Raw genomic sequence first — 13,551 nt, forward strand, 5'->3', positions numbered from 1 at the left:
GTAAGCAAAGCAACAAAGCTTTAGCCGGTCAATAAATATTCAATTTAAAGCATTCACCCAAGACGCCAACACTGAAAGCAGGCATAATACGCTCATATTTAAAATACCTTCGTTCAGCGGTTAATTTTCCCATGGAAATCAATGTAAACTTTCTCGACAATATGCGCCTTGAGGCAAAATTCGATGACTTCACGGTTATTTCGGATCAGCCCATTCGATACAAAGGCGACGGTTCCGCCCCCGGCCCTTTTGACTACTTTCTGGCGTCTTCCGTTATGTGCGCGGCGCACTTCATTCGTCTGTATTGCGACGCCCGCGATATTCCAACCGAGAATATCCGCATTTCACAAAACAACGTTGTCGACCCCGAAGACCGCTACAAGCAGTTGTTCAAAATTCAGGTTGAATTACCGGCCGATGTTTCCGAGAAAGACCGCAAAGCCATTATTCGGGCAGCTGAGCGTTGTGCCGTTAAGCGCGTTATAGAAAATGATCTGGAATTTGACGTTGAAGCGGTTGAAAGCATTACTCAAGACGCTCAGGCGTTACTGACCATACGCCCTGACAGCGACAGCAGAACCTTTATTGAAGGCAAAGACTTACCGCTTGAGCAAACCATTGCCAATATGACCGCCATACTGGCGGACTTAGGCATGAAGATAGAGATATCTTCCTGGCGTAATATTGTCCCGCATGTCTGGTCGCTGCATATTCGCGATGCCGCCTCTCCTATGTGCTTTACCAACGGAAAAGGCGCTACCAAAGAAAGCGCTTTATGCTCCGCACTGGGCGAGTTTATTGAGCGCTTAAGCTGTAACTTCTTTTATAACGACCAATATTTTGGTGAAGAAATAGCAAACACCGAATTCGTACACTACCCCAACGAAAAATGGTTTAAACCCGGCGCCAACGACGAGCTTCCCACCGAAATTCTGGACGAGTACTGTCGTGAGTTTTACGACCCGGAAGGCGAACTGCGTGGCTCGCACTTAATTGATACCAACTCAGGCCGTGCTGACCGCGGTATTGTGTCCTTGCCGTTTGTGCGTCACTCCGACGGCGAGACGGTCTATTTTCCGTCGAACTTAATTGAAAACCTATATTTAAGTAACGGCATGAGTGCGGGTAATACGTTGCCCGAAGCCCAGGTTCAATGCTTATCAGAAATTTTTGAGCGCGCCGTTAAAAAGCAAATTATTGAAGAAGAAATTGCCCTGCCGGACGTACCGCTAGAGGTACTTAACAAGTACCCGAATATTCAGGAAGGGATAAAAGCCTTAGAAGAACAAGGCTACCCGGTGTTAGTTAAAGACGCATCGTTGGGCGGTCAGTTCCCGGTTGCCTGTGTTACCTTAATGAACCCACGCACCGGCGGTGTTTTTGCTTCTTTTGGTGCGCACCCAAGCTTTGAAGTGGCACTGGAGCGCAGCCTGACCGAGTTATTGCAAGGCCGAAGCTTTGAAGGTTTAAACGACCTGCCGGCACCAACCTTTAACTCCATGGCTGTGACCGAACCAAACAACTTTGTTGAGCACTTTATTGATTCGTCGGGCGTTGTGTCCTGGCGTTTCTTTAGCGCTAAGTCTGACATTGAATTCGTTGAATGGGACTTTAGCGGCTCTAACCAGGAAGAAGCCGATACACTGTTTGGTATTTTGCAGGACATGGGCAAAGAAGCTTACGTAGCCTTGCATGAAGACCTTGGCGCGCCGGTATGTCGTATTCTGGTCCCGGGCTATTCGGAAGTCTACCCCGTCGAAGACCTCATTTGGGACAACACCAATATAGCTTTGCAATACCGTGAAGACATTCTCAACCTGCAGCGATTAACCGATGACCAGCTAGAAAACTTAGTTGAGCGCTTAGAAGACAGTCAGCTTGATAACTACATGGATATTATCACCCTGATTGGCATTGAGTTTGATGAAAACACGGTTTGGGGTCAGCTCACCATTCTTGAATTGAAGCTGCTGATTTACCTTGCACTGCAACGCCATGACGACGCTTTCGAATATGTGGAAATGTTCCTGCAGTTCAACGACAACACGGTTGAGCGTACGTTGTTTTATCGCGCTGTTGAAGCGGTGCTTGAAATTACTCTGGACGAAGAACTGGAATTAGAAGACTACCGCTACAACTTAGGCCGCATGTACGGCGAAAAAACCATTGAAGCGGTTATAGGCTCTGTTAAAGGCACTGCGCGTTTCCACGGTTTGGAACCGACCAATATGCAACTGGAAGGTCTGGACAGACACTTGCGCCTTATAGAGAGCTATAAGAAGCTACACACCGCCAGAGCAAAGTAGACTACTCCTTCTGGCATAGTGTACAAAAGTTCCGGCAAGGGATAAGATCGTTGTTTGTAAATTGTACAATTTTCAGAACGATCTTAAGTAGCAGAGTAAGCATTTGATTCAAAACAGTCTTATTGCCGGAACAGACCCGCTCGATGCCATTGATGAATTTCAGGCTATCGTTGACGATATCCCGTCCATCGTTTTCAGAACACCTATGTCATCAGAAAACGGCGCGGCTGAAACTGCTTTTATTTCTAACGACGTTGAACGGTCTTTGGGCTATCCCAGGGCGACTATAAACAACCTGGAAGATTGGTGGTATGGCAATGTACACCCCGATGATATAAACATTGCTAATGACCAGTTCTCCCGTTGGCAACAGGCCGACTTTAAAGGGTTACTGCGACGTCAATATCGGTTTAAACACAAAACCGAAGGCTACCTCTGGGTCGAAGACCTAATCAGAAAGCATTCTTCATCGACACACCACGCAGACCAGTTCGTCGGCACCATTACGGTTATTGAAGACTTGGTAAAAACCCGGGAGCAACTCCGTCAACTGAGCTACATTCTTCCCGGCGTTTTATACCAGCTGCGATTCGTGAGTCGCTCTGACATTTCGTTTCCGCTAATTAGTGCTCACTCCAAAAAACTGTTTGATATATCACCCAGCGACTTAACCGACTCTGCCGAGGCCTTTTTTGACAAAGTACACCCAGATGACCGAGAGCCTCTTATTGAAAGCCTGGAAGATGCCAGCAACAAGCTCACCCCGTGGCAGTTTGAGTTTCGCGTTATGGTTGAACAGAAAGTAATTTGGATATCGGGCAGGGCCGTGCCGGACAAACAAGTAGAAGAGAACCTTATCTGGAACGGCCTTTTTATTGATAATACTGATAAAAAGTCTCTGGAACTTGAGCTAAAGCGGACAAATGATGAGCTGAAACGCGCTCAGCAAGTCGGTCGTGTTGGTCACTGGCAGGCGAATTTGAAATCCCGCGAATTAATTCGCTCTACAATGGTTAGGGAGCTGCTTGGGTTAGAGAAAACGGATTCCAACACCTCGATAGAACGCTTTAACAGTTTAGTTCACCCAGACGACCTCGAAGATGTTAAATCGCTTGAAGAGCTCACTCCCGAAAAAAGTAAAGCCCAAGTTCAGCATCGTATGCAACATGCTGACGGCCACTATATTTGGGTTGAGGAATTTGCTGAGCTGCAGGACGACGGCTACACGCTAATTGGTACCTTCAGAGACATTACAGAGCAAAAAACATTAGAACTGGAGCTTTTGAAAAAGTCATCCACCGACAGAATGACCGGAATATACAACCGGGGCTATTTTACAGAGCAAGTGGACAAAGAGCTGTCACGCGCAAAGCGAAACGGTCGCCCTTTAAGCCTTATCATTCTTGATATCGACCACTTTAAAAACTGCAACGACTCTTACGGACACCCCTTTGGTGACGAAGTGATCATAAAAATTGCATCGCTCCTTGAAAATGCTATTCGCTCTCACGACACCGCTGCCCGAATTGGCGGCGAAGAATTTGCAGCCTTGCTTCCGGAAACTGACCAGGCTGACGCCGCTGCAGTAGCAGAGAAGCTACGCACGACAATTTCAGCACATAAATTCTCGAAAAATGGCGACGATATTTTTGTGACAGTGACATTAGGCGTGGCAGAAGTGCAGTCCGGAGATAACTGGACCAAGCTCTTTAACCGCGCCGATAAAGCGTTGTATAGAGGTAAGCAGTCGGGTCGTAATCAGGTTTTTCTGGCGAGTGATCTTTAATACCACTAAGTATCAGCTAAACTTGCAGCATTTCAGAACAATGACAAACGCTTAACTCGGTAACGTGTTAAAATAGTGCATAAATTGAACGCTCAGTTCCAATGAGCATCTGACCTTTGGTACTAAACTATGCGAACCTTCACATGTCAGTGTGGTAATACTCTGCATTTTGCGAACACCCGTTGTGTCAGCTGTGGGCTAATGCTTGGTTTTATGCCAGATGAAAAAACACTGAGTGCCTTTACCAAACACGATAAAGGGGTTTGGCGATCTGCAACCAATGGCAGACTCTATCGTCAGTGTAAGAACTACTCTGTACAGGATGTGTGTAACTGGATGATTCCGTTTGAAGAGCACGGTGAATTATGTGCTTCCTGTCAGTTAACCCAGACTATTCCCAACCTGGATCAACCAGATAACAGACGACTTTGGTTCCGTATGGAGAATGCCAAGAGGCGCTTGCTGTATACTCTTTACAAACTTGAATTGCCGGTGGTATCAAGGCAACAAGATCCTCAACAAGGGTTGGGTTTTGAGTTCCTGGAAGATCAGACTGAAGATGAATATGGTAATGAACTGACGGTTAAAAACTTCGTCACCACTGGTCATAATGCGGGCATTATTACGCTCGACCTGAAAGAGGCTGAGCCGAGTTCAAGAGTGAAAATGCGCGAGGAGATGAACGAGCAGTATCGCACTCTCGTCGGCCATTTTCGCCATGAGTCCGGTCATTACTATTGGGACCGGCTGGTACGGAACAGCCATTGGTTAACTGAATATCGAGAGCTTTTTGGTGATGAAAGACTGGATTACACCTATGCCCTGCAACATTATTATGAGCAGGGCCCGGCTCCCGAATGGCATAAAGTATGGGTCAGTGCCTACGCTAGTATGCACCCCTGGGAAGACTGGGCGGAAACCTGGGCACATTACCTGCATATGGTAGATACCCTGGAAACCGCCAGTAATTTTGATTTCAGTGTATCTTCGCACCAGGTCATTGACCCTTTACAGCAATTGCCGCAGAGTACTGAGGCCAAAAGCGAAGCACATTTTAACCAGCTGTATAATGACTGGTGCCGACTGACGGCGGTATTAAACGCGCTGAACCGCAGCATGGGTCTGGATGATGCTTATCCTTTTGTCATCTCCAATATCGCAACCGATAAACTGCGTTTCGTTCACAGGGTTATCAGCGAAGCTTGTAACACTTAGATTTAACCCTCTTTTTCCCAGTCGAATCTAGGCAGGCCGGAGAAAGCCTGCCGCAGCCCTTCATTCCATTGTTTTTGCATCGATTTATACATGGGGCTGAACGCGCTATATTTAGCGTGCCAGGGTTCTTCAAGACTGTCGCCGGTGTAAATAGCCAATTCAATGGGTAAGCCCACACTGATATTACTACGCACAGTAGAATCAAGCGATACCATGGCACAGCGTCCGGCATCTTCCAGCGATGTATTAGGCGTGATAATACGATCCAATATCGGTTTCCCGTATTTGTTTTCGCCAATCTGTAAATACGGGGTATCTTCCGATGCGCTAATATAATTACCCTGCGGATAAATCATATAGATTTCACAGGCTTTACCAGCAATTTGACCACCAAGAATAAAACTGGCTTCTCCGCTGGCATTACTTTTCTCCAGCGCCGGTGCGTGCTGTTGTTGCTCTTTCTGACTCAAATTGCCGACATAACTGGCTACATCATACAAATGTTTGCCCTTTCGCAGATTAAAGGCTGCGTTAGGATCTTCCAGATCAGAATTGATGGCGTTAACCACCGCCTGTGAAGTGGCCAGACTACCCGCCGATAGCAGTACAACAGTACGCTCACCCGGCCACGAGAACCGATACATTTTACTGTAGACTGCCACATAATCTACCCCGGCATTTGTGCGCGAGTCGGACGCAAACACCAGGCCTTTGTTAACTCGGATTGCCAAACAATAGGTCACAAAACACTCCAGAAATATCAACTAAAACCCGGCTACAAACCCAACCGAAGTTCATCACATTCTCTATGCAAGAGCAGAGAAAGACAAACAATTTTGTATTTTTGCTGCACTTACCACTATGTTTATAGAAGGTAACGAACCAAAAAGAGGGCTGTGCATGACCATTCGCTGGGGAAGCTATAAAGTCACTAACTTGTACGATGAGCTATTACGAGCAGCAGGAAAACCACGTGAAGCCGCCGAAATTTTATGTGGCTATTTGCGTGGTCTGACAGATAAGAACCTTGAAGAGTATAAGGTTGCTGCAGATTCAGCCATCCATGTCATGGGCATCAGCTTTCGGGTTTATCATGAGGACGAAGGATCTATCGATAGAGCCTGGCCGTTTGACATTATCCCCCGGATAATCGACAAGCAAGAATGGTTAAAGATAGAAAAAGGACTGAAACAACGTGTTAAAGCCCTGAATATGTTTATTGATGATCTCTACAACGATCAAAAAATCATAAAAGACGGCGTATTCCCCGCCGATTTACTCAAAAAATCTAAGAACTTTTTGCCTCAATGCAAGGGCGTTCATCCGCCGCTGGGCATATGGGCACATATTTGCGGCTCGGACTTGGTTCGGGATAACGACGGTACCGTTTATGTCCTTGAGGATAATTTGCGAGTTCCTTCCGGCGTGTCCTATATGCTTGAAAACCGCGAGGTAATGAAACGTGTTTTTCCCGAAATGTTCGAGCAATACAGTATTTTACCGGTAGACGATTACCCTTCTCATCTCTATGACATGCTATGTCAGATATCTCCGAGAGACATTGAGCAACCGGAAATCGTAATACTGACCCCCGGTATCTACAATTCCGCCTACTTTGAGCACGCTTACCTTGCCCAACAAATGGGCGCAGAGGTGGTCGAGGGGCACGACTTGTTTGTCGATGACAACGACATTGTCTATATGCGAACAATTGAGGGGCCTGCAAGGGTGGACGTGGTTTACCGGCGCGTTGATGACCACTTCATTGACCCCGAGGCATTCAACCCTGACTCTCTTCTTGGCGTTCCCGGGCTGATGCGTGCCTGGCAGGCCGGTAATGTTGCACTGGCCAATGCCCCTGGTTCTGGGGTTGCGGATGATAAGGTCGTGTACGCTTTTGTACCTGATATTATTCGGTACTATCTGAATGAAGAAGCCATTATTCCGAACGTTCCCACTTATAAGTGTATTAATAAGCAAGAACGCGACCATGTCATTGAAAATATACATAACATGGTGGTAAAACCGGCCAATGAGTCAGGCGGTGCCGGTATGCTGATTGGTCCCCATGCCAGCAAAGCAGAATGTGAAAAATTTAAGCGTCTGGTTCGCAAAGACCCCCGCAACTACGTAGCGCAGCCAATGCTAATGCTGTCCACGGCGCCGACCCTAATTGAAAATAAAGCAGAACCCCGGCATTTGGATTTACGTCCTTTTGTCTTAAGTGGTAAAGACATTCAGGTCACCATGGGCGGACTAACTCGGGTGGCAATGCGCAAAGGGTCTATTGTGGTCAACTCGTCTCAGGGTGGCGGCAGTAAGGATACCTGGATTGTGGATATGGAGGCTTAATCATGTTGTCACGAGTAGCAAGCAATATATTCTGGATGGCCAGGTACCTGGAGCGGGCTGAAAACACTGCCAGGGTGATAAACGTTAACTCGCACCTACTAATGGATTTACCTCGAACGGTAAAATTAGGCTGGGAGCCAATTATCGATATTTTTTCGATAAGAGAAGATTTCTACGAACACTATGAGGAGGCCGATGAGCGAAATGTGGTCAAATATATGGTCACGGACAAGCACAACCCTGGTTCTATCCTAAATTCGCTTACCCAGGCTCGGGAAAACGCCCGTACCATCAGAGAGATTATTCCCCGTGAAAGCTGGGAGCAGATTAATGCTTTGTACCTGTCGGCAGTGAAAAATTGCCAGTCTATCCTTGGCCGGCGCCACCGTTACGAGTCTCTGAACAATGTCATCCACTCCAACCAGACCCTCACTGGTATGTTAGCCGGTACTATGACCCACGATGAAGGCTATGCCTTTTTACGCATGGGCCGCAACCTTGAGCGGGCTGACATGACCACTCGTATCATTGATGTGCGTTCGGCCTCTCTGCTACCTGAGCTGGATCATGAGCAATCGGCTTTTGACAACATTCAGTGGATGGGGGTACTAAAATCCATGTCCGCGTACCAAATGTACCGACGGGAAATGCGTCTGCGCATTAACCGGGCCGACGTGCTTCGATTCCTACTGTTGGAATCGCGATTCCCCCGCTCTTTGGCGCACACTCTGAAAGAGGTTAAGACGCTTCTGCAGGATCTGCCGCGCCATGACAGCGCTATTGTGCCAATTGATAAGCTGCAATCGCAGTTGTTGAAAGCCAAGCCACAATCTTTAAAGCAGGACAGTCTGCATAAGTTTATCGATGACATGCAGCTGGGTCTGATTACTATTGCAGAGCAAATTACCGAAACGTACTTTTAACAGGAAATAGCCACTGCATATAAAGATGAAGGAACCATAAGCTAAACGGGGCTGAGCTAAAAGTTCAGCCCGATGAAAGCACCACGGTTACGTTTAGCCACAGCCTGCATAAAGGCAGCGAAGGTTTCTGCGTTACCACTTGCGCGGCTAAAGCCGATACCATGAATGCGCATTACAGGCTTGCCGTCCGCGCCCTGATTTTGACTGGTGATCTGGCGAACTATCGCATCCAGATTATTTACCCGATAATCATCACCAAAAACATAAATGCTGGTTGTGCCCTTGGTTTTTTTATAAAGGTTAATGGCTTTCAGAATACCCAGCTCAGGCGCACTTTTACCGCCGGTGAAGTTTGGCATTTGCTGCATAGCCGTTTGCCTGAAGCTTTTGGTATCTGGCAACCAGTCACCAGCTTTACTGCTGAACATAAAGTCGCCATCAGCGGCCATAATTTGGAACCCTTTCATTTTAGGGTGGCTTTCAATAATGTCATTGACCACACTAATGACGCGGTTCCAGCCGTTGCCTCCGGACATCGAGCCTGAGTTATCAACCACAAACACCACGTACTCCGCATCCGTAGGAATACCACCGACGTCATCGTCCGGCGTATCCGTGCTGTTAGGAGTGTTTAGCATTGCAGTGGTTTGCCGTATTTCAGCCCTTAACGACGAGGCTTTATCCTGCAACTGTTGCAGGGTTTTCTGCGCCCGCGGAATAGAGCTTTCCAAATTTCTTTCCTGCTCGGTCACTGAAGCCGTTTTCTGTTCGGCGGCAGACAGTTCGTCTTGTTTCTCCGACAAAGCACCTTTTAATTCTTCAACCGACTGCTGAGCCTGAAGCACTTCAGAAACTAAGGTACTGAGGTTAGCAGGTCCGCGTTCTGTGTCTTCGGTACCATTTTTCGCCAGCAGTACCAGCATAATAACTGCACCAAAAGCGCAAGAAATAATATCCAGGAATGAGAGGTTAAAAACCTCAATTGGCGCACGCTGAATTTTTCTCATTATGGCCACTCCGGAGCTGGTGACAAGAAGGTGCCACCACTTACCCGCGACCAGTTCCAGTATAGCGGAGAAGCGTAGGGGTCACCTTCTATAGGCAGCAGTATAATATTGTAACGAACACCTTTAGGCGCACGTTTTATGGTCTCAACCATCAATGCCTGACGGCAGTCTGAGGAAATAGATTTTTTCGTCGAAATAAAATTACGACAGGAAAGCGGCAGGCCGTCTCCCAATGTTGGCAGCCCATCCGTTACAATGTATACGTCAGTAATATCCGGGTTCGTCTCAAATAACGTGCTAATACCCAGCTGAAGGTTGGTTCCGCCCTCTGGCACAACCGCGCCTAAGTCCTTCACAATAGAGTTCATAGAGCCGCTGACTGAGGCAGTGCTAACGTTCCGTTGCCCTAAACGGTTCGCCGTATTGGAAAACGTCACCACACTCACTTTTGAGGTTTGCGGTAGACGTGCCAGCAACCACTGAGCAACCCGGCGGGTTCTTATCCACTTAGCGGTAGACACTTTGTCGCCATCGCTTAAAGCCAGCTTGCTCAGCACGTCGATTAAGTTGTCGCCCATCATGGAGGCGCTCTTATCCACCAGAATGCCTATTTGTTCGCCTTCCACCTTCATGCCGGTGATAAAGTTCTGCTCACCCGTACCCGAAAGCTCAACGTTAGCTGACTTCTCAATTTCTTTGGACAAAGCCGCTAACTGGTTTTCCAGATCGGCAACAACGGCCAACTGAGTCGACAAGTCCTGCAAAGCTTTGGTTTGATCCTGGGTGGTGTCGCTTTTCGCTTCTTTAGAGTCTTCCTGCTTAGCCGACTCCAGCGCAATTTTGTCATTAATTTCGTCAATGGATTTTTTCAGGCGCTGCTGCTCGTCCATTGACGCAGCCAGCTCCTGCTCGAGCTTTTCCTTTTCTTCCGAGGGCTCGGGCGTAAAGGCTTTAAAGTCTACCAGAATGAAAATAAGGATAACGGCGCCCAGCCCGCATGCCATGACATCCAGAAAAGATAGATTAAAGCCGTCGCCAGCCTGGCGTGTTCGTCGCATCTGAATCGCTCAATTAACTGTGTAAATGAGACAGCAAATGCTTCTCGCAGGACTCTTGCGTGCGGATCACCATCTTGTCCTGACGGCTGTTCAGCAAGTGCATAAACAACATCAGAATCAAAGAAATAAACAGCGCCACCAAAGTCGAGTTAAAAGCCACACCCAGCGATGCAGTCATACCGGCAATGTCTCCCTCAAGCGCTTTGTCGGCCTGCGCCAGCGCCGCGCCGATACCGCGAACCGTACCCACGAAGCCAATAGACGGAATAGCCCAGATAATGTAGCGGATCATGTTGTTGCCGCTTTCTAACTGAATGGCAATATTGTCTACCGACGACTCAATAGTGTCAGCGGCGTGCTGAACGTTTTTGGTGTTTTTAAAACGACGAATACAGTTAATCCAGGTGCTGTAAGCGGGAGTTTCTTTATAGGCCGAGCTTTCTAAATCATTTAAGGCTGCATCAACGTCCAGCGCTTCAGACTTGTCGTAGCTTTCCAGTAAGTCGCGCGAATAAATTTCTTCTTCGTCAATTAACCGCCACAGCTTATACAGCATAAGGAATAAGCAGAACAACATGAGCGAAATACACACCTGCTGTTCAACATCTTTGAAGATAACCGAAAATGCAGTTAAAGCTTCTGTCCCTCGCTCTGCCATTGCCACTTCGGCCGCCGGGCGAATAAGTCCTGCATACAGCAAATGTACAAGGGTAAAAATGGCCAGTAGCACACCACCACTGACAAAAAAGTTAGGGCTCATTGAAAGCGTATTATTTTTAGACATTATGCATTCCGGGCGTTAAATGTTGGTGGGGAAATCTTGTGGTGCATCCAAAGACACAAAATAAGCCGTCGCGCTGCCGGCCAGAGCCAGCAGTATGACGCCCAAAATCACGCGTTTTTTCATGATGTTTCTCCTCATCACTCATGATACCGGGCTATTCTAAAACCGATATCCTCGGCCGAAGCACTTTCACCGTCGCGAACGCTGGCACGAATATTTTTCAACCGCCCGATTTTGTATGACGCGCCTTTTACCACATGGCCATTACCACGCAACGCGCCCAGGTAGTCGGTATACACCCGGTCAAGGTCTGGAGGGTTTAAAGTGTAGCTATCGTGCACCCACTCTTTGACGTTACCGTCTAAATCAAAAAAACCGCCACGTTCTGCTTTAAAGCTGCCGACAGGGGCTTTACCGGCAAAACCGTCATTGTAACCACGTAAAATGAAAGTTTGCTGACCTTTTGCAGACTCATCGGCAAAGTTGCCCTGCTTGTCACGCAGGTGTTCCTGGCTGCCCCACACGTAAGTAGTAGAGTCAGCTCTGCGATTAATTTTGGCAATGTATTCCCATTCGGCTTCGGTCGGCAAGCGGTAACCTCGCGAACTCGCATCGGTTCCCACCACTTTACCATTACTGACTTTATAAAAAGGCTGCAGGCCTTCCTGTTCACTCAGCCAGTTGGTAAATAACGCAGCCTCGTCCCAGGACACATTCGTAGCCGGCATTTTGGTTTTACCACCAGAGCCTTTAAACGCGGCGAACTGCGCCTCGGTAATTTCATGGCGCGATATCCATACGTCCCGCGAAAAGTCTACTTTCACCTGATGCTCATTACGCCCACGGCTAGGTTCATTAACCGGTGACCCCATAGTAAACTTTTTCGGTGACAAGCGGCTCATTTCAATACCCAGAGTACTGACAAACAAAGGCTTGCCTTCTTTCCTTCTGGCATCAAACTCGCGCAGCATTTCTGCTTTTACGTTCAAAGTTCGCTCGCTGCTTGGCTGAAATTCCTGTTTTACGGTACGGTACCCGTTTTTTCGGAATTCAACTTGTGAAGGCAGCGTCTGTAGCCTGGCACGAAAAGGCGTTACGCCCTGCTTCTGCCCATTAATGTATACTTCACTTGGCTCGTTTGCAGCAAAGGCCACATCGCCCATTTCTGGCGTCAACCTGAAGCTCAGCTGGTGATTTTCCGCAGGCCCTAATTTAACGGTCTGGCTTTGCTTAATATAGCCAGCCTTTTCGTAACGAATAACGTGCTCTTTATTGGCATCGACGCTAATTGGATTTTTTGCCGGCGCTCCGTTGACCAGCAACGCACCGCCTTTCGGACTCACTGAGACATTGACCGTTGCCTGAACGGGCTGAAGACGGTAGTTACGCTTCGGTTCTTTGTTGCGAACGGTTAAAGACACTGTGTCAGTAACCGGTTCATACCCGGGATAATTCACCACTACAGGGTAGTCGCCACCCACTTTAGCAACGGTTACCGGAGTTGACCCAACCTCTTTGCCGTCAAGGGTAACCGCAGCGCCAGCAGGGGTTGAATTAATAGAAATAGTACCGCTAATAGGAGTTAACCGAATTTGTTCTTCAACCTTTCCGTCTATTAGCGCTTCAATAGCCACTGAGGCCGGCTCGTAAGCCGGATGAGAGACCGACACCATATAAGTTCCGGGAGCAAATTCACCCTCAAAGGTAGAAGCGGTTTCTCGCTGCTCACCGTTAACTGACCAGACAATATTATCTGCGCCCGGCTCTGTTGTTATCGTCACTTTTGCCGGTTTAGGCTCCAGCTCAACTTCAATGGTAGAAGGGCTGTTGTCATTTACCTGCACTTCTTTGGTTTGGTACTTGTCGGCCGAAACCGCCACGAGGCCACCAGAGCCTACCGCGTAATATTTATTGTCGATGAAAAAGCCAATACCCGATTTAACCGCAAACCGGTGAGCTTGCGCAGCTTCTGTTGGCTTTACGGTAAAACTGTAGCCTTTGGTTAAAAACAACCAGCCAAAGTAAATAAACAGCAATGCAAGAATACTGACCGAGAAGCCAATAGCCATTAACCGCCGTTTACGTCGTCCTTTCTCAATGGCTTCGTCAAGTGTGGCCAC

The 13,551-nt window shown here is 47.8% G+C and carries 10 protein-coding genes; 5 read left to right on the forward strand and 5 right to left on the reverse strand.

Features of this window, described 5'->3' with window-relative positions:
• Positions 1–131: 131 nt before the first annotated feature.
• The 3 genes from ACP7FG_RS08235 to ACP7FG_RS08245 all read left to right on the forward strand — a co-directional run bounded on the left by ACP7FG_RS08235 (position 132) and on the right by ACP7FG_RS08245 (position 5,307).
• Positions 132–2,306, forward strand: a complete 2,175-nt coding sequence (locus ACP7FG_RS08235) for an OsmC domain/YcaO domain-containing protein (RefSeq protein ID WP_439226090.1) — start codon at positions 132–134, stop codon at positions 2,304–2,306.
• A 103-nt stretch (positions 2,307–2,409) separates the two neighbouring features.
• Complete coding sequence (locus ACP7FG_RS08240; RefSeq protein ID WP_439226091.1) at positions 2,410–4,092, forward strand: sensor domain-containing diguanylate cyclase; 1,683 nt, start codon at positions 2,410–2,412, stop codon at positions 4,090–4,092.
• 129 nt (positions 4,093–4,221) lie between these two features.
• Positions 4,222–5,307 carry a zinc-binding metallopeptidase family protein gene (locus ACP7FG_RS08245; RefSeq protein WP_439226092.1) on the forward strand — a complete coding sequence of 362 codons (1,086 nt, stop codon included), beginning with the start codon at positions 4,222–4,224 and terminating at the stop codon, positions 5,305–5,307.
• A gap of 2 nt (positions 5,308–5,309) precedes the next feature.
• On the opposite strand, the gene ACP7FG_RS08250 is transcribed toward ACP7FG_RS08245, so the two are convergent.
• Positions 5,310–6,050, reverse strand: a complete 741-nt coding sequence (locus ACP7FG_RS08250; RefSeq protein ID WP_439226093.1) for a peptidase — start codon at positions 6,048–6,050, stop codon at positions 5,310–5,312.
• A 157-nt stretch (positions 6,051–6,207) separates the two neighbouring features.
• On the opposite strand from ACP7FG_RS08250, the gene ACP7FG_RS08255 reads away from it, so the two are divergent.
• Positions 6,208–7,659, forward strand: coding sequence for a circularly permuted type 2 ATP-grasp protein (locus tag ACP7FG_RS08255; RefSeq protein ID WP_439226094.1), 1,452 nt, complete (start codon positions 6,208–6,210; stop codon positions 7,657–7,659).
• Between the two features lie 2 nt (positions 7,660–7,661).
• A complete protein-coding gene (locus tag ACP7FG_RS08260) occupies positions 7,662–8,582 on the forward strand; it encodes an alpha-E domain-containing protein (RefSeq protein WP_439226095.1) in 921 nt (306 codons plus the stop codon).
• A 56-nt stretch (positions 8,583–8,638) separates the two neighbouring features.
• Here ACP7FG_RS08260 and ACP7FG_RS08265 read toward each other — a convergent pair whose 3' ends face one another.
• The 4 genes from ACP7FG_RS08265 to ACP7FG_RS08280 form a co-directional block, all read right to left on the reverse strand.
• Positions 8,639–9,589, reverse strand: a complete 951-nt coding sequence (locus ACP7FG_RS08265) for a VWA domain-containing protein (RefSeq protein ID WP_439226096.1) — start codon at positions 9,587–9,589, stop codon at positions 8,639–8,641.
• A complete protein-coding gene (locus ACP7FG_RS08270; protein ID WP_439226097.1) occupies positions 9,589–10,647 on the reverse strand; it encodes a VWA domain-containing protein in 1,059 nt (352 codons plus the stop codon). Before ACP7FG_RS08270 ends, ACP7FG_RS08265 begins: the two co-directional genes overlap by 1 nt.
• Before the next feature lie 13 nt (positions 10,648–10,660).
• Complete coding sequence (locus ACP7FG_RS08275) at positions 10,661–11,431, reverse strand: MotA/TolQ/ExbB proton channel family protein (protein ID WP_439226098.1); 771 nt, start codon at positions 11,429–11,431, stop codon at positions 10,661–10,663.
• A 137-nt stretch (positions 11,432–11,568) separates the two neighbouring features.
• A complete protein-coding gene (locus ACP7FG_RS08280) occupies positions 11,569–13,551 on the reverse strand; it encodes a PEGA domain-containing protein (protein WP_439226099.1) in 1,983 nt (660 codons plus the stop codon).

Origin of the sequence: Idiomarina sp. ST10R2A5, from assembly GCF_051842325.1 — a bacterium.
In the GTDB taxonomy this organism is placed as follows: Bacteria; Pseudomonadota; Gammaproteobacteria; order Enterobacterales; family Alteromonadaceae; genus Idiomarina; species Idiomarina abyssalis.